Source organism: Rhodococcus sp. SJ-3, from assembly GCF_051918125.1.
In the GTDB taxonomy this organism is placed as follows: Bacteria; Actinomycetota; Actinomycetes; order Mycobacteriales; family Mycobacteriaceae; genus Rhodococcus.
In genome coordinates, this window is the sequence record NZ_CM123306.1 from 5,012,058 (window position 1) to 5,033,286 (window position 21,229).

The following is a 21,229-nucleotide window of genomic DNA, read 5'->3' on the forward strand; positions in this document are numbered from 1 at the left end:
AAGTCGCTGTGCGGAGACATCGGACAGTGGGTGCGGCGGTCGTGGGTGCGCTGTGCACCCTTGCTCTCGTCGCGGGACCGGCGGGTGCACAACCCGCCGGAGGCTCCACCGAGTTCGTCCCTGTGACCCCCGGTCCGGTTGTGCACACGCACGCAGAGGCTGCCGAGTACGCCGAAACTCATCCGGGTGCAGCGCCGGACGGCACCAACGACTTCACCTGCCGGCCCTCGAACGAACACCCCAAGCCGGTGATTCTGGCGCACGGTACGGATTCCAACAGCTACTCGGATTTCGCTGCTCTTGCCCCACTGCTCGTGGAGTCCGGTTGGTGCGTGTTCGTCCTGAACTACGGCCTCGCCGCGGGCGACGAGGAGTACGGCACCGGAGACATTCGTGTCAGTGCCGCCCAGCTCGGCGGTTTCGTCGACACCGTACGTGCGGCCACCGGTGCCGACGAGGTCGACCTCCTCGGCTACTCGCAGGGTGCCACCGTCGCCCGCTACTACATCAACGAGCTCAGCGGTGCCGACGTCGTCGACCGCTGGGTAGGTGTCGCGTCCCCCAGCTATGGGGGCACCTTCTACGGTCTCGGTGCCGCTGCTGCCCTGGTGCCCGGTGCGCTGGAGCTCGCAGAGGAGTCGTTCTCCGTGGCGCTGGTCCAGCAGCTCGAGGGTTCGGACCTGCTCGAGCAGCTCAACACCCCCACCGACACGGTGCCCGGAGTGCGGTACACGACGATCGGCACGAATGTCGACGAGGTGATCCAACCCGCCGGTAACGTCGCGCTGCGCAGCGGTGACGCGGTGAACTACGTGATCCAGGATCTGTGCCCGCAGGACCTGACCGGGCATTTCAACATGGTTTACGATCCGTTCGCGCTGTCTCTGATGCGGCACGCCCTCGATCCGGACCGCTACGGGCTCGGCGATTGCGTTCCCGTGGCTTTGGGTACCGGTATCCCCGAGATGATCATCCAGAGCAACTTCTGAGCCCACCGGTATTCCACTGCATCAGATCTGCCGCCCGTCGACTCCCGTACTGGTCGACTCCCCATGCTGGTCGACTCCCTAGACTGTGGGAATCATCGTCGTCGAGATTCGGGAGCAGTATTCGTGACACGTCCGGCCGGACCCATCCCCACCACACCGCATCGCGTCGTGCCGGTGGTGCGCTGACATGCGCGTCGTGTTCGCGGGCACACCCGAACCCGCTGTCCCGTCGCTACGCCGCCTGATCGAGTCCGCCCGGCACGACGTCGTCGCCGTGGTGACCCGCCCCGACACCACCGCCGGCCGCGGCCGGAAGACGGTGCGTTCGGCCGTCGGCCGACTCGCCGACGAACACGGCATCGAGGTGCTCACCCCGCGTTCGCCGCGCGACCCGGACTTCATCGCGCGGCTGACCGAGCTGGCACCGGACTGCTGCCCGGTTGTCGCGTACGGAGCGCTGCTCCCGCAGCCCGTGCTCGACATCCCCGTCCACGGCTGGGTGAATCTGCATTTCTCGCTGCTGCCTGCGTGGCGCGGTGCCGCCCCCGTGCAGGCAGCGCTCGCCGCGGGTGACGAGATCACCGGCGCGAGCACCTTCCGGCTCGAGGCCGGACTCGACACGGGTCCCGTCTACGGCGTGGTCACCGAGACCATTCGCCCCACCGACACGGCCGGTGACCTCCTCGACCGTCTCGCCGACGCTGGAGCGATCCTCCTCGAATCGACCCTCGACGGCATTGCCGACGGCATACTCAGCCCCGCACCCCAATCCTCCGATGGAGTCTCGCTGGCCCCGAAGATCACAGTCGACGCGGCCCGGGTCACGTGGACGCATCCCGCGCACGTCGTCGACCGCCACATCCGTGCCGTCAGCCCGGCACCCGGAGCGTGGACCATGATCGGTGACCTGCGTGTGAAGCTCGGACCCGTCACCGTAACGGACGAGTCTCTCGAACCCGGCGAGATTCTCGCTCGGAAAGACGGCCTGTTCATCGGAACGGCAACCAGCGCCGTCCGGCTCGGCACCGTCCAGCCACCCGGCAAGAAGGCGATGGCCGCCGCCGACTGGGCGCGCGGCGCCCGCCTCGACACCGAAGTGAGTGCACAGTGACCGAATCCCGCAGGCCCGCACGGCGTCCCGGAAAAGGAACCGGGGATCGCAACCCGAAACCGCGTCAGGCCAGGCGCCCGTCGCAGTCTGCGGTGGATCCGGCGCGCACCGCAGCTCGCGACGTGCTGCGCGCGGTACGGGACCGTGACGCTTACGCCAATCTCGTACTTCCCGCGTTGTTGCGCGAACGGAAGCTCGATTCCCGCGACGCGGCGCTCGCGACTGAACTCACGTACGGTGCGTGCCGCGCTCAAGGGATGCTCGACGCGGTCATCGAGTCCGCCGCGCAGCGTCCCGTGGACGAGATCGACGGTGCGCTGCTCGACGTGCTGCGCCTGGGTACCTACCAGCTGCTGCGGACTCGCGTCGCGCATCACGCTGCTGTCGCGACCAGCGTGGATCTGGTCCGCACCGAATTCGGCCAGGGCCGAGCAGGATTCGTCAACGCGGTGTTGCGGCGAGTGGGAGAGCAGACCGAGGACCAGTGGGTCGAGCGGCTGGCCCCGGACGCGGACCGGGATCCGGTGGGACACCTCGCGTTCCGCCACGCACACCCGGTGTGGATAGCGCAGGCGTTCGCGCATGCACTCGGCCAGGACGCCGGGGAGCTCGCCGAGGTGCTCGCTGCAGATGATGCCCGCCCGATCGTGCACCTCGTGGCACGCCCCGGCATCATCACCGCCGAGGAACTCGCGCTCATCACCGGTGGGGAACAAGGCAAGTGGTCGCCGTACGCGGTGCATCTCGACCACGGCGATCCCGGTCGGCTCGAACCCGTCCGCGAAGGCATGGCCGCCGTGCAGGACGAAGGCAGCCAACTCGTCGCCCGGGCATTGACTCTCGCTCCGCTCACCGGCAACGACAGTGGACGCTGGCTCGACCTGTGTGCCGGGCCCGGCGGGAAAGCCGCGTTGCTCGGCGCCCTCGCCGACCTCGACGGCTACACCGTCGATGCCGTCGAACCGATCGAACACCGCGCCGATCTGGTCCGTAAGACCGCCCGCGGACTGCCGGTCACCGTGCATGTGGCGGACGGTCGCGAACCGGGACTCGAACCCGGCTACGATCGTATCCTCGTCGATGCACCCTGTACCGGGCTCGGTGCACTGCGTCGCAGGCCTGAAGCGCGGTGGCGGCGCCGACCCGGTGACGTCGCCGATCTGGTGCGCCTGCAGAAGCAACTCCTCGCATCTGCGATCGGACTGTTGCGTCCGGGCGGTGTCGTGCTGTATTCGACGTGCTCGCCGCACGTGTCCGAGACGGTGGCGGTCGTCGCCGACGCGGTGCGCCGCCACGGGGTCGAAGAACTCGACACCCGTGAGCTCGTCCCGGGGGTGCCGCAACTCGGTGCCGGACCGGGCGTGCAGCTGTGGCCGCATCGGCACGGCACCGACGCGATGTTCATGGCGGCGCTCCGGAAGCCGGTGGCGTAACCGGCCCTACGGTGCAGCGATGCGACCGGTGAACCTCGCGACGGTCGAGTGCCGCAGCGTATGCCGAAGATGAAGACTCTCTCATCTTCGTTTCACGAACTGTTCACGCCGACGTCAGAGCATTGTTGCCATGGCAGTCGTGAAGCGCATCTCTGCACTGGTGGCCCTGTTGATCATCCCGGCCGGACTCGCATGGGCCGGCCAGTTGCTCGGCGGTCATGCCGGGTCCCCGGACGTGGGCAACGCTTCGATCACGGTGTCGGTCGATCCTCGCGACCCCGGCACGACCGACGACGCTCCCCGCGGGCGCGAACCGCAGCCACCCGGTGCCGGTGCAGAGGAAACCGACGCGCCGGGACCCGAGGCAATGCGTCCCGGCCCGGTTCCTGCGGTGGAACCTGTCGCGCCGACGGCAGAGAACACGGTGCCCCCCGCACCTCAGATCTCCGATGTGCAACGGCAGCCGCTTCCCGCTCCCGCACAGGAATGGGATGACGACTGGGACGATGACGATGGGGACGACGACTGGGACGACGACACCGAGGATGATGACTGGGACGACGATGGCGAGTGACGGGGTGAGAGGACCGCGAGGATCAGCCCTGCCGGCCCGCTGGCGCATCCTCACCTGGATTCTCCTCACCACCGCCGTCGCACTGGTGTCGGTCGTTGTCACGACCCGAGCGTTGCTGCTCAACGATGTCGACCATGACGCGAACGCCGATATCACGCAGGAGATCGACGAGTTCCGCGCCTTCGCGTCCGTCGGTGTCGACCCGACCACCGCTGCGCCGTTCACCAGTGTCGACCGGATGCTCGAGGTGTACCTGAACCGGCAACACACCTCGGAAGGTGAGGTGATCGTCGGGGTCGTCGGTGGTCAGTTGTTGTTCGATCGGCGTATCGCCCTCGACCGGCCCGACCTGCCGCCGGGCCTGACCGAAGACGGAAATCTCTTCGACCGGATGCTCGGCACACCCACCAACTCGGGTGTCATAGACGCCGAGGGCGGGCGGGTCCGGTGGGCCCGGTCCGACGTCACCTCGGGCAATGACGACGGCGCACTGGTCGTTGCGGTGTTCACCGCTGAACAACGAGCCCAGGTCGGCGAAACCATCGGCACCATCGCCCTCGTCGCGGTCGGAGGACTCGGACTCACCGCAGTCATCGGCTGGCTTGTCGCCGGCCAGATACTCGCCCCGATCCGGCAGGTGCGCGAAGTCGCCGCGGCGATCGGAGAGAAAGACCTCACGAGTCGGGTGCCCGTCCACGGGCGCGACGATATCGCCGCGCTCGCCGAAACCTTCAACTCGATGCTCGATCGCTTGGAACAGGCCCACGCCACCCAGCAACGGTTCGTCGATGACGCCGGACACGAATTGCGCACGCCGATCACCGTGATCCGCGGGCACCTCGAAGTGATGGAACTCGACCGAACCGCCGATGCCATCACCCGCGCCGCGACTCTTCGCCTCGTCGAGGACGAGCTCGATCGCATGGCCCGCATCGTCAGTGACCTGCTGGTGCTTGCCAAGGCCGAACGCCCCGACTTCGTGACGTGCCGCGAGGTGGATGTCACCGACCTGACGCTCGACATCGAAGCCAAGGCGCAGATGCTCGGGACCCGCGACTGGCAGCTCATGGAAGTGGCCGAGGGGGTCGCCGACATCGACAGCCAGCGTGTCACCCAGGCCGCGTTGCAGCTCGCCACCAACGCGGTCTCCCACACTCACGACGGCGACATCATCCAGCTCGGATCCGCCTTCGTCGTCGACGACGGGCATCGTCTGTTCCGCGTGTGGGTGAAGGACACCGGCCCCGGTGTGGCACCGGAAGACGCGAGTCGCATCTTCGAGCGGTTCCGGCGTGGCAACCCCAGCCCTGCCGACGTCGGCGGGCAGGCACCCGAACGTGGCGGTGCGGGACTCGGATTGGCGATCGTGCGGGCCATCACCGACGCCCACCACGGATCGGTGTGGGTAGACAGCACCCCGGGAGAGGGCGCCACTTTCGGTATCGACCTGCCTGCAGACGGTCCCGGTGCACGCGTCCACGCCATCGACCACCGCGAACACACCGAGCCGGGACCCCGCGAGCCCGTATCAGCCCCAACCCTCGAGAGGCCGTAATCCATTGAGCCGCATCTTGATCGCCGAGGACGACCCACGGATCGTCGCCTTCCTGGAGAAGGGGCTGCGCGCTGCCGGCTACACCATCACCCATGCGGGCGACGGGGAGACGGCGCTGCTGCTGGCCCGCAGTGACGCGTTCGACCTTGTCATCCTCGATATCGGGCTGCCCAAGATGGACGGGTTCACCGTGCTCGACCGGCTCCGGGGCGAAGGGGTCCGCACCCCCGTCATCGTGCTCACCGCACGCGACAGCGTCACCGACACCGTCGCGGGGCTCGAGGGCGGAGCCAACGATTATGTGAGCAAACCGTTCCAGTTCGCCGAACTCCTCGCACGGATCCGGCTGCGCATCGGTGACGTCGGCGCGACCGATCCGACGTCGGTGCTGGGCGACGGCGATCTTGCACTGGACCTCCGCACCCGCCGCGTCGAAGTCGGTGGCGCCACCGTCGACCTCACCAGCCGCGAGTTCTCCTTGCTCGAGGTATTCCTGCGGCATCGCGGCCAGGTGCTCTCCCGTGAACAGATCCTCGGGCACGTGTGGGGCTACGACTTCGACCCGGCCTCCAACGTCGTCGATGTGTACGTCCGCGCGTTGCGCAGCAAGATCGGCGGCGACCGGGTGGAGACGATCCGCGGAGCGGGGTATCGGCTGCGATGACGTACTTCGCGACCACGCCACCGCGCGCGCCGGCAACCTCGCCGCCCTCACCTCGGTGGGAGCGGCGCTTGCCGGCCCCCGGCCGTCTGTCTGCCCTCGTCGTCCTGTTCGTCGCATGCGCCGGCATCGTGTATCTCGCCCGCACCGATGTCGCTCTGAGCGCGGACGCCGCACTCACCCTGATCGTGTTCGTGATCGCGGTGTGGTTGTGGATCTTCACCCGTGTCGACGACACCTACATAGCGCTCGGTGCTGCCGCGACGCTCACCGTCGTGGGAGTCACCGACGCCGATGCGCTGTTCGCCGCGCTCGGCGACGACATCGTCTGGCTGCTCCTGTCGGCGTTCGTCATCGCCGCAGGCGTTGCCTCCTCCGGGCTGGCCACCCGCGGCGCTACGTTCCTCGTCACCGGCGCGCGAACGCCACGGGCTCTGATCCACCTGGTGACCGCGGCGCTGGTGGTGACTGCGTTCGCCGTGCCGTCGACATCGGGGCGTGCGGCGCTCGTGCTGCCGGTCTTCGTCGCGATTGCCACCGCCCTGGCGGACCGCCCCCGGCTGGTGCGCGCCCTGGCGCTGCTGTTCCCGACCGTGATACTTCTGTCGGCCGTGGCATCGTTGCTCGGTGCCGGTGCACACCTGATCACGAGCCGGATCGTCACCGCCGCGACCGGCAGCGGATTCGATTTCGCGACGTGGATGCTGCTGGGGCTGCCCCTGGCGATCGTCTCGTCGCATGCTGCGGCGGAACTGGTGCTCTGGATGTTCACCGACACGGAGGACCGTCACCGGGACCTGTCGATCACCGCCGAGGACATCGGTGCGCAGTCCTCGACTCCGGTAACCGGTCCGTTGACCGTCGCCGAGTCCAGGGCAGCGCTGCTGCTCGCCGTCGTGACGGTGCTGTGGTGTACCGAACCGCTGCACGGCATCCATCCTGCTGTGGTGGCGCTGCTCGGCGCGCTCGTGGCGACCTCACCGCGCTACGGGTCGGTCAGGCTCGGAGCAGCACTGAAGACCGTGCCGTGGACGCTGTTGCTGTTCATGGCCGCGACGTTGTCGATCGGTACCGCGCTCACTACCAGCGGCGCAGCGGACTGGCTGGCAACCACCGCGTTCGGTCCGCTCACCTCACGCGGTGCCGCGGCGGGGCCGCTCTTCGTCGTGGTCGTCGTCTTGATCTCGACTGCTGCGCACCTGGTGATCCAGTCACGTTCGGCCAGGTCGGCGGTGCTCATCCCCGTGGTCGTGGCACTCGCTCCCAGTGTGGGCGTCGATCCACTCGCGGCAGCGTTCGTCTCGACCGCCGCGGCCGGCTTCTGTCATACCCTACCCAGTTCCGCGAAACCGGTGACGCTGTTCTCGTCGGTGCCGGAACTCCCCACGTACACGAGCAGGGACCTGCTGCGGTTGTCCATGGTGCTCGGCCCGCTCAGCGCGGTGCTGGTGCTCGTGTTCGCGTGGTTCGTCTGGCCGTTGCTCGGCATGGCGCTGTTCCCGTGATTCCGCCCATGGTCCCCACTGAATGCTTTCACCGTACCGATAGGAGCGACGTCATGGCACTGAAGGTTCCACACCGAATTCTCGTCGCGCCCAGCGGATTCAAGGAGAGTCTCGACGCCCCGTCCGTGGCCTCGGCGATCGCGGTCGGTGTCCGGAGGGCACTGCCCGGCGTCGCCGTCGACACCGTCCCGATCCCGGACGGAGGGGAGGGTACCGCCGAGATCCTCGCGGCGGCCACCGGAGGCACTCTCGTGCCGACCACGGTCACCGGCCCCGTCGGCGAACCAGTGGTCGCGCATTGGGCACTACTCGGGGGCGCTGCCGCTGGCACTGCAGTGATCGAAATGGCCTCGGCCGCGGGCCTGCGCCTCGTGCCCGGCGACCGCCGCGACCCCGGCCGGACCACAAGCCGAGGTGTGGGTGAGCTCATCGCTGCCGCACTCGACGACGGCGTCCGCCGCATCATCGTCGGATGCGGCGACTCCGGCACCTGCGACGGAGGTGCCGGCGCCCTGCAGGCGCTCGGCGCTCGGATCCTCGACTGTGACGGGCACGATCTTCCCGACGGGGGTCACCATCTGGCTCGGTCCGATCGGCTCGAACTCGACGCCCTGCACCCAGCGCTCGCCGATGCAGAGATCGTCCTGGCGTGCAACACCCACAACGTGTTGTGCGGGCCGGGGGGTGTCGCCCGCGTGTTCGGGCCGCAGAAGGGTGCGAGTCCCGCGCAGGTCGAGGAGCTTTCGGCCGCGTTGGACAGGTGGGCGACGGTGCTCGAACAGCACTGCACTACTACGGGATTCGATGTCAGGACCGGCCCGGGCAGTGGGGCGTCGGGCGGGCTCGGCGCAGGACTTGCCGTTATCGGGGCCCGAATCGCGTCCCGTTTCGACGTACTGCTCGACAGCGGCCTTTCCTGCATCGACCTCGACGCCCTCGTCGCGCGCGCCGACCTGATCATCACCGCAGAGGGGAGCATCGACTTCCAGACACCGCGCGGCAAGGTACCCGCCGAGATCGCTCGGCGCGCTCAGCGAGTCGGGGTACCGGTGCTTGCGCTCGCCGGGTCGCTCGGCCCAGGCGCATTGGACGTACACGACGTCGGAATCGGTGCGATCGCGTCGATCATCCCCGTCCCGATGAAACTGGAGGACGCCGTCGCCAACGGTCACGACCTGCTCGTCGATGCCGCAGCACGATCGATGCGTTTGCTCATGCTCGGCTCCGCCGTCGCATGCCGGAGCAAGGGGTGGGGTAAGAAGAACAAACGGCAGGTCGCCGCGGCGACCGCGGCGTGACGAGGATTTCGCTCGCCTAGAGGTCGGCGCCGACCACGGCAAGTTTCTCCGGGTCGACGTGCAAGCACCCCTGCCAATAGGGTTCGCGTATGCCCGACATCGTCACACTGACCATGAACCCGGCCCTCGATGTCACCACTTTCACCGACCGGGTGGTTCCCACCCGCAAACTCCGGTGCGACGAGCCGTTCTACGATGCAGGCGGGGGCGGGGTGAACGTCGCGAAGGTCGCGCGCGTGCTCGGTGCGTCGGCCGCCGCGGTGTACCCGGCGGGAGGTGCACGCGGCGAACAGATGAGCGGGTTACTCGACGACGACGATGTCGAAGAGCACATCGTGCCCATCGTCGACGACACCCGGGAGTGCTTCACGACGATCGACCGCGCGAGCGGCCTCGAGTACCGGTTCGTCACTCCCGGCCCAGAGCTGACAGCCGAGGAACAGGAACAGTGCCTGGTCGCGCTCACGAAGGTGGCGAAGGACGCTAAGTATGTCGTCGCCAGCGGAAGCTTCCCGCCCGGTGTGCCGGGCACCTTCGTGCGGCAGATCGCCGAGGCCGCCCGCGACGCCGGAGCGCGGTTCGTCCTCGACTCTTCGGGTGACGCACTCGCGAGCATCGAGTCGGGGGTGTTTCTCGTCAAACCGTCGTTGGACGAATTGTGCGAGTGGGTCGGTCACGACCTCCCCACATCGGAGGACCGGATCGGCGCCGCCCGCGCACTCGTGGACCGCGGTGTCGCGGAGGTCGTCGTGGTCTCCCTCGGTGCCGACGGGGCCATCATGGTCACCGCCGCCGAAACGGTGCAGGTGCCCGCCCTCGACGTCGAGGTGCGCAGCGCGGTCGGGGCCGGTGACAGCATGGTGGCGGGGCTCGTAGTGGGGTTGTTGCAGGATCGGCCGCTGCGCGATGCGTTGGCGTTGGGAATCGCCTGCGGCTCCGCCGCGCTGCTCACAGCAGGCAGCCACGTCTGCCGGCGCGAAGACATCGATCGCTTCGACGCCCTCGCCCGCAGTCTGTGATGTCGACGGGGCCGCGGCTTCGTGCCTGCCGTACCACGCGCATCCCGGTCGCTGCGCGTGGTACCTCTCATCAGTCGAGGAACAGATCGAGTTGGAGTTCGCCGGTGCCCGCCCGGTACGGCTCGAGGTCGGTGATGCCGGCATCGGCGAGCACTTCGTCGTCGATGTAGAAGTTTCCGGTCGCCTCGGTGCTCGGTGAGGTCAGGACGGCGTACGCGGCGTCGGCGTAGATGTCCGGCGTCCGCGACGAATCGACCATCTGCTCACCGCCGAGGAGATTGCGGACGGCGGCGGTCGCGATCGTGGTGCGCGGCCAGAGCGAGTTGACGCCGATTCCGTCGTTCTTCAATTCTTCGGCGAGACCGAGTGTCGTCAGACTCATCCCGTATTTGGCCATCGTGTAGGCAAGATGCGCTCCTGCCCACTTGGGGGAGAGGTTCAGTGGTGGTGACAGCGTCAGGATGTGCGGGTTACGGCCTGCTTTCGCCGAGTCGCGCAGAGCGGGGATGGACAGCTTCGAGAGCAGGAACGTGCCGCGGCAGTTGATGTCCTGCATGAGGTCGTATTTCTTCATCGCGATGTCGGTGGTGGGTGACAGGTCGATCGCGGAGGCGTTGTTGACGACCATGTCGATCCCACCGAACCGCTCGATCGTCTGCCGGACCGCTTCGGCGACCGCGTCGTCGTCGCGGACATCGCCGACGAACGGCAGCACGCGTCCGCCTGCTTTCTCGAGTTCGGCAGCGGCGGTATGAATGGTGCCGGGCAGCTTCGGATTCGGAGTGTCGGTCTTGGCGATCAGTGTGATGTCGGCGCCGTCCCGGGCGGCGCGCAGTGCGATGGCGAGGCCGATCCCACGGCTTCCGCCGGACATGATCATGGTTTTGCCGGCCAGTGGTGCCGGATTCGGAGTGCTCACCTGTGCCCCTTCGTCGGATGCCGTCGAGTATGGGCGTACTTGGTGGCTTTCGGGAGCGGATCCGTCCGTGCCCCGGGACCGCGGTCACCGGAGCGCCCCCCTGCGGCGCTGTGGTGGCCGCAACCCCGGCCAGGTCATTCACTTGCCATCGATCGGTCGCCGAGTGACGCCCCGAAGTATCGCTCGGGTCGGATCGGCACGATGCACCGGTGAGTGAAGAGTTGATCAGCCTCGACTCAACCATTTCGCGGCTTCGGGGGCCAGTGCCATAGGTCCTCATCTACGTCGGCGGTGGCGACCCGGCATTGTTTTCGATCGGGTCCGGCCGCGCACTAGACTTTCCCGATGTGGCCCACCCGATGATTGCCCCCTCCATTCTTTCCGCGGACTTCGCGCGCCTCGCCGATGAGGCCGAGGCCGTCGCCGGCGCCGACTGGCTGCATGTAGACGTCATGGACGCACATTTCGTGCCGAACCTGACTCTCGGCCTGCCGATCGTGCAGTCGTTGCTCGCGGCAACCGACATTCCTCTCGACTGTCATCTGATGATCGAGGATCCGGGTAGGTGGGCGCCGCCGTACGCCGAGGCAGGCGCGCACAACGTCACGTTTCACGCCGAGGCCACGGACGATCCCATCGCCGTCGCGCGGGATATCCGCGCCGCAGGTGGTAAGGCCGGGCTGTCTGTGAAGCCCGGAACTCCCATCGAGCCGTACCTCGAGATCCTGAAGGAGTTCGACACGCTCCTCGTGATGAGTGTCGAACCGGGATTCGGTGGCCAGTCCTTCATCCCCGACGTGCTCGGCAAAGCCCGCGCGGTCCGGAAACTGGTGGATTCCGGTGAACTGCGTCTGCTCGTGGAGATCGACGGGGGGATCAACGCCGATACCATCGAGGCCGCTGCCGAGGCCGGTGTCGATTGCTTCGTCGCAGGCTCCGCTGTCTACGGCGCGGAGGATCCCGCAGAAGCGGTGCGCAAACTGCGCGCGCAGGCCGGGAGGGCCTCCGCGCACCTGACCCTCGCGCCGTGATCGCGCCGGAACTCACCGAAGCGCTGCAGTTCGCGCTCGACGCCGCGGAAGCAGTGCGCGGGACGACGAGCCCCAATCCGCCGGTGGGCGCGACCATCGTCGACGCGGACGGTCGAATCGCCGGAGTGGGGGCCACCGCACCGCCCGGCGGTCCCCACGCCGAAGTGCGCGCCCTCGCGGCCGCCGGAGACAGGGCGCGTGGCGGAACCGCCGTCGTGACCCTCGAACCCTGCAACCACACCGGTCGTACCGGACCCTGCGCACAAGCCTTGATCGATGCCGGTATTGCGATAGTGCACTACGCGATCGCAGATCCGAACCCGGTCGCAGGGGGCGGCGCAGACACCCTGCGTGGCGCAGGCGTGGCGGTCCACGAAGGTCTCGGCGCGGACACCGTGGCCCACAGCTCACTTCGCGCGTGGCTGCATCGGCAGCGCACCGGCCGTCCGCACGTGACCTGGAAATACGCGGCCGGGCTCGACGGCCGCAGCGCGGCCGCCGACGGCACCAGTCAGTGGATCTCCGGAGCGGACGCCCGCACACGCGTGCACGACGAACGCAGCAGACTGGACGCGATCGTCGTGGGCACCGGCACCGTTCTCGCCGACGACCCGTGGCTGACCGCGCGCCTGCCCGACGGTGATCTCGCACCCCATCAGCCCTTGCGTGTGGTCGTCGGGTTCAGTGACATCCCCACCGATGCGCGGGTGCTCGACGACAGCGCGCCCACCCTCGTACTGCGCACCCACGACGTCGACGAGGTCCTTGCCGCGCTCGCCGACCACCCCGACGTGCTTCTCGAGGGTGGCCCGCGTCTCGCGGGGGCATTCCTGGCGGCCCGCCGGGTCGATCGAATCCAGGCCTACATCGCGCCGGTCGTGCTCGGAGACGGGAGCGCCGCCGTGCAGGACGCGGGCGTCACCACGATCACCGAGGCGCTACGGTTTCGTCGGGAGCGCGTCGAGACCGTCGGCGCCGATGTCCTCATGACCCTGGTCCCGGACCGGGACTGACGAACCCGGTCACCGACCGGGAGTGAAGGAGCCGACCGTGTTCACCGGCATCGTGGAAGAACTGGGTGAAATCGTGGCGCGCGAAGACCTCGCGGATGCCGCTCGATTCACTGTGCGGGGGCCGGTGGTGACAGCCGACGCCAAACACGGTGACTCGATCGCGGTCAACGGTGTGTGCCTGACCGTCGTCGACGTCGTCGACACCGACTCGTTCACCACGGACGTGATGCAGGAGACACTGAACCGTTCGAGCCTCGAGGGCCTTGCCGCGGGCAGCCGCGTCAACCTCGAACGCGCGGCAGCGGTGAACAGCCGACTCGGCGGGCACATCGTCCAGGGCCACGTCGACGGGACGGGCTCCGTGCTCTTGCTCACGCCGTCCGAGAACTGGACGGTGGTCCGGATTTCGTTGCCTGCGAGCATCGCCCGGTATGTCGTCGAGAAGGGTTCGATCACGGTCGACGGCGTGTCGCTGACGGTGTCGGCGCTCGGCGGCGAGCCCGGCGACGAATGGTTCGAGATCTCGCTGATCCCGACGACGTTGTCGCTGACCACGCTCGGTGGCGCCGAGGCGGGTACCACCGTCAACCTCGAGGTCGACGTGATCGCGAAGTACGTGGAGCGACTGCAGAACGCTCGGTGAGAGGTCGTACTGTGGAACAGGACAGTGGACGCGAAGCACGAGTCGTCCGACTAGAAGATTTGGAGTCAGGGCAAGTGACGAGGTTCGACACCATCGAGCGCGCGGTCGCCGACATCGCCGCCGGTAAGGCGGTCGTCGTGGTCGACGACGAAGACCGTGAAAACGAGGGCGACCTCATCTTCGCTGCGGAGAAGGCCACTCCCGAACTCGTGGCGTTCATGGTGCGCTACACCTCCGGTTATCTGTGTGTGCCGCTCGACGGCGACGACTGCGACCGGCTCGGTCTGCCCCCCATGTACTCCACGAACCAGGACAAGCACGGTACCGCGTACACGGTCACGGTCGATGCGAAGGAAGGTATCGGCACCGGCATCTCGGCGTCCGACCGTGCCACCACGATGCGGCTGCTCGCAGACCCCGACTCGACCGTGCTGGACTTCACGCGTCCGGGCCACGTCGTGCCGTTGCGCGCGAAGGAGGGGGGCGTCCTGCGACGCCCCGGCCACACCGAGGCGGCCGTCGACCTCGCCCGAATGGCAGATCTGCGCCCGGCAGGCGTGATCTGCGAGATCGTCTCGCAGAAGGACGAGGGCCACATGGCCCGCACCGACGAGCTCCGGGTGTTCGCCGACGAACACGACCTCGCCCTGATCTCCATCGCGGATCTCATCGCGTGGCGTCGCAAGCACGAGAAGCACGTGGTGCGGGTCGCCGAGGCCCGTATCCCCACCCGGCACGGTGACTTCACCGCGGTCGGGTACCAGAGCATCTACGACGAGGTAGAGCATGTCGCGCTCGTCCGCGGTGACCTCGCCGGCCCCGACGGTGACGGTGCGGACGTGCTGGTGCGCGTGCACTCCGAATGCCTGACCGGTGACGTCTTCGGATCGCTGCGCTGCGATTGCGGTCCTCAACTCGACGCGGCACTCGAGATGGTGGCAGCGGAGGGGCGCGGTGTCGTGCTCTACATGCGTGGGCACGAGGGCCGCGGCATCGGGCTGATGCACAAACTGCAGGCCTATCAGCTGCAGGATGCGGGGTCCGACACCGTCGACGCGAACCTGGAACTGGGGTTGCCCGCCGACGCACGCGACTACGGCATCGGCGCGCAGATCCTCGTCGATCTCGGTATCGCGTCGATGCGGTTGCTGACCAACAACCCGGCCAAGCGGGTCGGGCTGGACGGATACGGCCTGCAGATCACCGAGCGTGTCCCGATGCCGCTGCGTGCGAACGCGGAGAATCTCACCTACCTGCGTACGAAGCGCGACCGGATGGGTCACGACCTGATCGGACTCGACGACTACGAGGCCGGTGACGCCTGATGAGCGGTGAAGGGCTACCCGACCTGCAACTTGCGGACGCCGCCGGTCTGCGTGTGGCGATCGTTGCGGGCCGGTGGCACACCGCGCTCTCCGATGCGCTCATCGCCGGGGCCCGGCGAGTCGCCGTGGACGCCGGGATCACCGAGATCACCGTCGAACGTGTCGCAGGTGCGATCGAACTGCCCGTGGTCGCGCAGCAACTTGCCCGCACACACGATGCCGTGGTCGCGTTGGGTGTCGTGATCCGCGGCGGGACCCCGCATTTCGAATACGTGTGCGACGCCGTGACCTACGGATTGACCCGCGTCGCCCTCGACGAGGGCACCCCGGTCGGCAATGGTGTGCTCACCACCGACACCGAGCAGCAGGCACTCGACCGTGCCGGGCTGCCGGATTCGATCGAGGACAAAGGCGGCCAGGCATGTGCAGCCGCACTCGACACCGCCGTGACTCTGCGACGGCTCCGAGGAGCGGCGCGGTGACGGCAGCGACCGATACCGCGTGGGAACTCGACGTCCGCGCACGCAAGATGACCCGGGTGGCGCAGATCATCGCCGGGTTCCTGGTGGTCGGCCACATCGGAGCGGCCGTGGTCCTGCGGTCGGGCGGCGACACCGGTGTGCACCTGCGGGTCGCCGATCAGATCGCGATGGTCCTGATCGGACTCGTGGTCGCGGCCGGGGTACTGTTGTTCACCCGCCCCCGGCTGCGTGCAGGTGCGAGCGGTATCTCGATTCGGAACATGTTCCAGGAGAAGCATTTCGGCTGGAATCAGGTGCGCGGAATCTCATTTCCGCACGACGCGCCCTGGGCTCATCTCGAACTTCCCGACGACGAGTATCTGGCCGTGGTCGCGGTGCAGGCCCGCGACGGCGCACACGCTGTCGACGCCTTGGAGCGCTTTCGTGCGATAGAAGCACGGTACGGCCGGGGTGTCGGCGCGGACGGCTAGCCTGGACGTCGTGCCCGACCCCTCGACATACCGCCCCGCCCCCGGCACCATCCCCACGGAGCCGGGGGTGTACAGATTCCGCGACCCGCACGGCCGGGTCGTCTACGTCGGCAAGGCCAAGAGCCTGCGTTCGCGTTTGAACTCGTATTTCGCCGACGTCTCCTCGTTGCACCCGCGCACCCGGCAGATGGTCACCACCGCAGGCAGCGTCGAGTGGACGGTGGTGCGCACCGAAGTCGAGGCGCTGCAACTCGAGTACAACTGGATCAAGGAATTCGATCCGCGCTTCAACGTGCGGTATCGGGACGATAAGACGTATCCGATGCTGGCCGTGAGTGTGGGGGAGAAGTTCCCGCGACTGTTCGTCTACCGCGGTCCCCGACGAAAAGGCGTGCGTTACTTCGGTCCCTACTCCCACGCGTGGGCGATCCGGGAAACCCTCGACCTGTTGTTGCGGGTGTTCCCCGCCCGTACCTGCTCGGCAGGCGTCTTCAAACGGCACTCGCAGATCGGGCGGCCGTGCCTGCTCGGTTACATCGACAAGTGCTCGGCTCCCTGTGTCGGTCGGGTGGACGCCGACGAACACCGCCGGATCGTCGACGATTTCTGTGACTTCCTCGCCGGCCGCACCGACCGGCTCGTCCGCGAGGTCGAGACACGAATGCACGCTGCCTCCGAGGAACTCGATTTCGAGCTTGCAGCACGTCTGCGCGACGATCTCGGCGCGCTGCGGAAGGCGCTCGAGAAGCAGGCCGTGGTACTCGGTGACGGAACGGACGCCGATCTCGTCGCGTTCGCCGGCGACGATCTCGAGGTCGCCGTCCAGGTGTTCCACGTGCGCGGTGGCCGCGTCCGCGGTCAGCGTGGCTGGGTCGTGGAGAAGTCCGGCGACGTCGTCGACCGTCCGGCGGATCGCGACGCGCGGCCGTCCGGATCCGACGACGCCGATCGCGACGAAGAGTTGTCGCTGCTCGTCGAACAGTTCCTCACACAGTTCTACGGCGAGGAGGTTGCGGTCACCACCGCTGCTGACAGCGACCGCGCCGCAAGCGCGGTACCACGTGAAGTCCTGGTTCCGGCGCTGCCACCGGACCCGGACGAGATGAGCCGCTGGTTGTCGGGTCTTCGGGGCGGACCGGTGCGGCTGCGCGTACCGCAGCGCGGCGACAAAAAGGCGCTCGCCGAGACGGTGCTGCGCAATGCGAAAGAAGCGTTGACGCAGCACAAACTGCGGCGGGCCGGCGATTTCACCGCTCGGTCGGCGGCCTTGCAGGGTATTCAGGAGGCCCTCGACCTCGACTCGGCGCCGCTGCGCATCGAATGCGTCGATATCAGCCATGTGCAGGGCACAGATGTCGTTGCGTCGCTGGTGGTCTTCGAAGACGGGCTTCCGCGCAAATCCGACTATCGGCGCTACGCGATCAAGGAAGCTGCGGGTGAGGGCAGATCCGACGATGTCGGTTCGATCGCCGAAGTCACGCGCCGCCGGTTCCTCCGGCACAACCGCGACGTCGCGCACGCCGCGACCGGCGAGGGCGGTGGTGACGGTGGTGACGCAGCACCGGAGGCCGCGCTCGACCCTGCCACCGGCAGGCCGCGCCGCTTCGCGTATCCACCGAACCTGTATGTGGTGGACGGTGGTGCGCCACAGGTGGCGGCGGCCGCAGAAGTCCTCGATGATCTCGGTATCACCGACGTTGCCGTGATCGGTCTCGCCAAGCGCCTCGAGGAAGTGTGGGTGCCCGGCGAGGACGACCCGATCATTCTGCCGCGCGCGAGCGAGTCGTTGTACCTGCTGCAACGAGTGCGCGACGAGGCACACCGGTTTGCGATCACCTACCACCGCAGCAAACGCTCGCAGCGCATGACAGCATCCGCGCTCGACGGGATCCGGGGGCTCGGTGACACGCGGCGAAAAGCGCTCGTGATGCATTTCGGGTCGGTGGCGAAACTGCGTCTGGCCACCGTCGAGGAGATCACGGCGGTCCCGGGGATCGGTCGCGCGACCGCGCAGACCGTGCACGACGCACTCCGCGGCGAGATGGTGAGCGGTGTCTCGACGTCCCCACCCGACTCGACTCCGGAACCCGGTCCGGATGCAGGAGACACGCCGGTGGGCAATGATGACACAGTCGGCGTGTCGGAAATACGAGCGGAGTCGCAGCAATGACGGATGTCGGTAGTGACACCATCGGATCGGGTCGAGGCGGTGCCGCACCCCGCGCCGAGGTGATCATCATCACCGGACTGTCCGGGGCCGGGATGAGCACCGCGGCCACCGCGCTCGAAGACCTCGGATGGTTCGTCGCCGACAATCTTCCGCCGCAGTTGGTCATCTCCATGATCGATCTCGCGGTGCGCGCCGAGCCGCCACTCGAACGGTTGGCCATCGTCATGGATGTGCGCAGCCGTCTGTTCACCGGCGATCTCGGTCAGGTCGTCAACGAACTGGCTGCGCGGCCGGTCCAGACCCGTGTGTTGTTCCTCGAGGCCACCGATGCCGTGCTCGTCCGACGATTCGAGCAGGTCCGGCGCAGTCACCCCTTGCAGTCCGACACCGCCGACCGCACGCTCACCGACGGGATCGCGGCCGAACGCGGACAACTCGCACCCGTAAAGGCAGCGGCCGACCTCGTCGTCGACACGTCCGCGCTGACGGGGCCGGAACTGCGGCGCAAGATCGAAACGGCCTTCGGAGACGCGACGTCCGACACCATTCAGGTGACCGTCGAATCATTCGGCTTCAAGTACGGTCTGCCGATGGACTCCGACCTCGTATGCGATGTGCGCTTCCTTCCGAACCCCCACTGGGTTCCCGACCTGCGTCCGCAGACCGGCCGCGATGCGCCGGTGCGCGACTACGTCCTGTCCCACGAGAGTGCACCGGAGTTCCTCGACAGTTACCAGCGGATGCTCGAACTGACCACCGCCGGCTATCGGCGCGAGGGGAAGCGTTACATGACCATCGCGGTGGGTTGTACCGGCGGCAAGCACCGCAGCGTTGCCATGACCGAAGCCCTCGCGGGTCGATTGAGCGGCGAGCCCGGACTCGACGTGCACGTGGTACATCGTGATCTGGGGCGCGAGTGAGCACCTATCTGGGAAATTCTCCGACAGGTCCGGCGATCACGGCACTCGGCGGGGGACACGGCCTGTTCGCGACGCTGCGCGCCGTGCGCCGGCTCACCGACCGGGTCACGGCCGTCGTCACCGTCGCCGATGACGGCGGGTCATCGGGCCGGCTGCGCGCCGAGCTCGGCGTGATCCCCCCCGGCGACCTCAGGATGGCGCTCGCCGCGATGTCTGCCGCCGATGCCGAGGTGGATATCTGGACGCAGACCGTGCAGCACCGCTTCGGTGGTACCGGTGCCCTTGCCGGGCATTCGGTGGGTAACCTGATTCTCGCGGGCCTGACCGAGGTGCTGGGTGACACCGTCGCCGCCCTCGATGCCGTGGGCCGCCTCCTGCAGGTGCGTGGTCGGGTCCTGCCGATGTCACCGATTGCGCTCGACATCGAGGCAGACGTCTCCGGCCTCGAAGCAGATCCGCGGGCGAGCCGATGCATCCGCGGACAGGTCGCGGTCGCGACCACACCGGGGAAAGTGCGGCGTGTGCGGCTGATCCCGGCCAACCCACCGGCCGGTCCCGAGGCGCTGGACGCGGTGTGCGATGCCGACATGGTGGTGCTCGGGCCGGGCTCGTGGTTCTCGAGCGTCATCCCGCACGTGTTGGTCCCGGATCTCAACGATGCCCTGATCCACACGAACGCCCGTAAGGTGCTTGTGCTCAATTTGGCTGCCGAACCAGGCGAAACCGCCGGGTTCTCTGCGGAACGCCACCTGCACGTTCTGGCGCAGCACGCGCCGGACTTCCGCGTCGACAATGTCGTCGTCGACGAAGCATCGGTACCCGCCGGTCGCGAACGTGAGCACCTTCGGCGCGCTGCGACCGGTTTCGGCGCCGATGTCGACTTCGTCGACGTCGCAGAACCCGGCACCCATCGGCACGACCCCGCCAAGTTGGCGAGGGCGCTCGGACAGTATCTGACCACGCCGCACGGACGCAGCAGTTCCGTGGGCGGTGGCGGAAGGGAGATCGTCTCGTGGCAATGACAGCGGAGGTCAAGGACGAGCTGAGCAGGCTCGTCGTCACCCGCACCAGCAATCGCAAGGCCGAGGTGTCCTCGTTGCTGCGGTTCGCGGGCGGTCTGCACATCGTCGCGGGACGTGTAGTCGTGGAGGCGGAGGCCGATCTCGGGTCGATCGCGCGGCGGTTGCGCAAGGAGATCTTCGAGCTGTACGGCTACCAGGCGGAGGTGCTCGTACTCGGTGCCGGCGGGTTGCGCAAGAGTTCGCGTTACGTGGTGCGGGTCGGCAAGGACGGTGAGGCACTCGCACGGCAGACCGGACTGCTCGACAACCGCGGTCGACCGGTGCGGGGGTTGCCTGCGCAGGTGGTCGGCGGCAGCGTGTCCGATGCCGCTGCAGCGTGGCGCGGTGCGTTCCTTGCGCACGGCTCACTGACGGAACCGGGTCGCTCCTCTGCCCTCGAGGTCAGCTGCCCCGGACCGGAGGCAGCGCTCGCCCTGGTGGGTGCCGCCCGTCGTCTCGGGATCACCGCGAAGGCACGTGAGGTCCGCGGCGCCGATCGCGTCGTGATCCGCGACGGCGAGGCCATCGGTGCGTTGCTGACCCACATGGGCGCGCAGGACACCCGGCTGATCTGGGAAGAGCGTCGAATGCGGCGTGAAGTGCGTGCGACCGCCAACCGGCTCGCGAACTTCGACGATGCGAATCTGCGGCGGTCGGCGCGAGCCGCGGTCGCGGCGGCTGCCCGGGTCGAGCGGGCACTGGCCATCCTCGGCGCCGATGTGCCGGATCATCTCGCGGCAGCGGGCACGCTGCGGGTGCAGCACCGACAGGCATCGCTCGAGGAACTCGGTCAGCTCGCGGATCCGCCGATGACCAAAGACGCTGTCGCCGGTCGGATCAGACGGCTGCTGTCCATGGCCGATCGCCGTGCGAAGGAAATCGGGGTCCCCGACACCGAGTCCGCGGTGACTGCGGAGTTGCTCGAGGAAGCCTAGGGCTTCACTCTGATGTGGTGATTCGTGCCACGCAAGGGCGGATCCCGAGTGGTGAACCACGCACATTAGAGTAGTGGTCACACCAGCAGACTCATCTTGGATTCTGGGCAAACTT

At 67.8% G+C, this 21,229-nt stretch carries 20 protein-coding genes; 19 read left to right on the top strand and 1 reads right to left on the bottom strand.

Features of this window, described 5'->3' with window-relative positions; translation table 11 throughout:
• Positions 1–8: 8 nt before the first annotated feature.
• The 9 genes from ACTDXD_RS23395 to ACTDXD_RS23435 all read left to right on the top strand — a co-directional run bounded on the left by ACTDXD_RS23395 (position 9) and on the right by ACTDXD_RS23435 (position 10,145).
• Positions 9–989 (top strand): esterase/lipase family protein, encoded by a 981-nt coding sequence (locus tag ACTDXD_RS23395; RefSeq protein WP_440124568.1) that lies wholly within the window; start codon positions 9–11, stop codon positions 987–989.
• Between the two features lie 187 nt (positions 990–1,176).
• Positions 1,177–2,100, top strand: a complete 924-nt coding sequence (fmt, locus tag ACTDXD_RS23400) for a methionyl-tRNA formyltransferase (protein WP_440124569.1) — start codon at positions 1,177–1,179, stop codon at positions 2,098–2,100.
• Complete coding sequence (locus ACTDXD_RS23405; RefSeq protein ID WP_440124570.1) at positions 2,097–3,533, top strand: RsmB/NOP family class I SAM-dependent RNA methyltransferase; 1,437 nt, start codon at positions 2,097–2,099, stop codon at positions 3,531–3,533. Before fmt ends, ACTDXD_RS23405 begins: the two co-directional genes overlap by 4 nt.
• Positions 3,534–3,663: 130 nt before the next feature.
• Positions 3,664–4,107, top strand: coding sequence for a hypothetical protein (locus tag ACTDXD_RS23410; protein ID WP_440124571.1), 444 nt, complete (start codon positions 3,664–3,666; stop codon positions 4,105–4,107).
• Positions 4,108–4,111: 4 nt separating this feature from the next.
• Positions 4,112–5,662 carry a sensor histidine kinase gene (locus tag ACTDXD_RS23415; protein WP_440124572.1) on the top strand — a complete coding sequence of 517 codons (1,551 nt, stop codon included), beginning with the start codon at positions 4,112–4,114 and terminating at the stop codon, positions 5,660–5,662.
• A 4-nt stretch (positions 5,663–5,666) separates the two neighbouring features.
• Entirely contained in the window at positions 5,667–6,326 is a 660-nt protein-coding gene (locus ACTDXD_RS23420; protein WP_440124573.1) for a response regulator transcription factor, read from the top strand.
• Between the two features lie 68 nt (positions 6,327–6,394).
• A complete protein-coding gene (locus ACTDXD_RS23425; RefSeq protein ID WP_440124574.1) occupies positions 6,395–7,828 on the top strand; it encodes an SLC13 family permease in 1,434 nt (477 codons plus the stop codon).
• A 53-nt stretch (positions 7,829–7,881) separates the two neighbouring features.
• Positions 7,882–9,126 (top strand): glycerate kinase family protein, encoded by a 1,245-nt coding sequence (locus tag ACTDXD_RS23430; RefSeq protein ID WP_440124575.1) that lies wholly within the window; start codon positions 7,882–7,884, stop codon positions 9,124–9,126.
• An 89-nt stretch (positions 9,127–9,215) separates the two neighbouring features.
• Positions 9,216–10,145, top strand: coding sequence for a 1-phosphofructokinase family hexose kinase (locus ACTDXD_RS23435; protein WP_440124576.1), 930 nt, complete (start codon positions 9,216–9,218; stop codon positions 10,143–10,145).
• Between the two features lie 70 nt (positions 10,146–10,215).
• On the opposite strand, the gene ACTDXD_RS23440 is transcribed toward ACTDXD_RS23435, so the two are convergent.
• Positions 10,216–11,064 carry an SDR family oxidoreductase gene (locus ACTDXD_RS23440; RefSeq protein ID WP_440124577.1) on the bottom strand — a complete coding sequence of 283 codons (849 nt, stop codon included), beginning with the start codon at positions 11,062–11,064 and terminating at the stop codon, positions 10,216–10,218.
• Between the two features lie 347 nt (positions 11,065–11,411).
• Here ACTDXD_RS23440 and rpe point away from each other — a divergent pair, with 347 nt between their 5' ends.
• The 10 genes from rpe (at position 11,412) to whiA (ending at position 21,114) form a co-directional block, all read left to right on the top strand.
• The gene (gene rpe / locus ACTDXD_RS23445) at positions 11,412–12,095 is read left to right on the top strand and encodes a ribulose-phosphate 3-epimerase (protein ID WP_440124578.1); all 684 of its coding nucleotides are present in this window, start codon (positions 11,412–11,414) and stop codon (positions 12,093–12,095) included.
• A complete protein-coding gene (ribD, locus tag ACTDXD_RS23450; protein WP_440124579.1) occupies positions 12,092–13,108 on the top strand; it encodes a bifunctional diaminohydroxyphosphoribosylaminopyrimidine deaminase/5-amino-6-(5-phosphoribosylamino)uracil reductase RibD in 1,017 nt (338 codons plus the stop codon). Before rpe ends, ribD begins: the two co-directional genes overlap by 4 nt.
• A gap of 37 nt (positions 13,109–13,145) precedes the next feature.
• Positions 13,146–13,751: a riboflavin synthase gene (locus ACTDXD_RS23455; protein WP_440124580.1), complete on the top strand. Its 606-nt coding sequence runs from the start codon at positions 13,146–13,148 to the stop codon at positions 13,749–13,751.
• Positions 13,752–13,825: 74 nt separating this feature from the next.
• Positions 13,826–15,076: a bifunctional 3,4-dihydroxy-2-butanone-4-phosphate synthase/GTP cyclohydrolase II gene (locus ACTDXD_RS23460; protein WP_440124581.1), complete on the top strand. Its 1,251-nt coding sequence runs from the start codon at positions 13,826–13,828 to the stop codon at positions 15,074–15,076.
• Positions 15,076–15,558: a 6,7-dimethyl-8-ribityllumazine synthase gene (gene ribH, locus ACTDXD_RS23465; protein WP_440124582.1), complete on the top strand. Its 483-nt coding sequence runs from the start codon at positions 15,076–15,078 to the stop codon at positions 15,556–15,558. The genes ACTDXD_RS23460 and ribH overlap by 1 nt, the downstream gene beginning before the upstream one ends.
• Positions 15,555–16,028, top strand: coding sequence for a PH domain-containing protein (locus tag ACTDXD_RS23470; RefSeq protein ID WP_440124583.1), 474 nt, complete (start codon positions 15,555–15,557; stop codon positions 16,026–16,028). Before ribH ends, ACTDXD_RS23470 begins: the two co-directional genes overlap by 4 nt.
• A gap of 10 nt (positions 16,029–16,038) precedes the next feature.
• On the top strand, positions 16,039–18,198 hold the full coding sequence (gene uvrC, locus ACTDXD_RS23475; RefSeq protein WP_440124584.1) for an excinuclease ABC subunit UvrC: 2,160 nt from the start codon (positions 16,039–16,041) through the stop codon (positions 18,196–18,198).
• Complete coding sequence (rapZ, locus tag ACTDXD_RS23480) at positions 18,195–19,118, top strand: RNase adapter RapZ (protein ID WP_440124585.1); 924 nt, start codon at positions 18,195–18,197, stop codon at positions 19,116–19,118. Before uvrC ends, rapZ begins: the two co-directional genes overlap by 4 nt.
• Complete coding sequence (locus ACTDXD_RS23485) at positions 19,115–20,140, top strand: gluconeogenesis factor YvcK family protein (RefSeq protein ID WP_440124586.1); 1,026 nt, start codon at positions 19,115–19,117, stop codon at positions 20,138–20,140. Before rapZ ends, ACTDXD_RS23485 begins: the two co-directional genes overlap by 4 nt.
• On the top strand, positions 20,137–21,114 hold the full coding sequence (gene whiA, locus ACTDXD_RS23490; protein ID WP_440127768.1) for a DNA-binding protein WhiA: 978 nt from the start codon (positions 20,137–20,139) through the stop codon (positions 21,112–21,114). Before ACTDXD_RS23485 ends, whiA begins: the two co-directional genes overlap by 4 nt.
• Positions 21,115–21,229 lie beyond the last annotated feature (115 nt).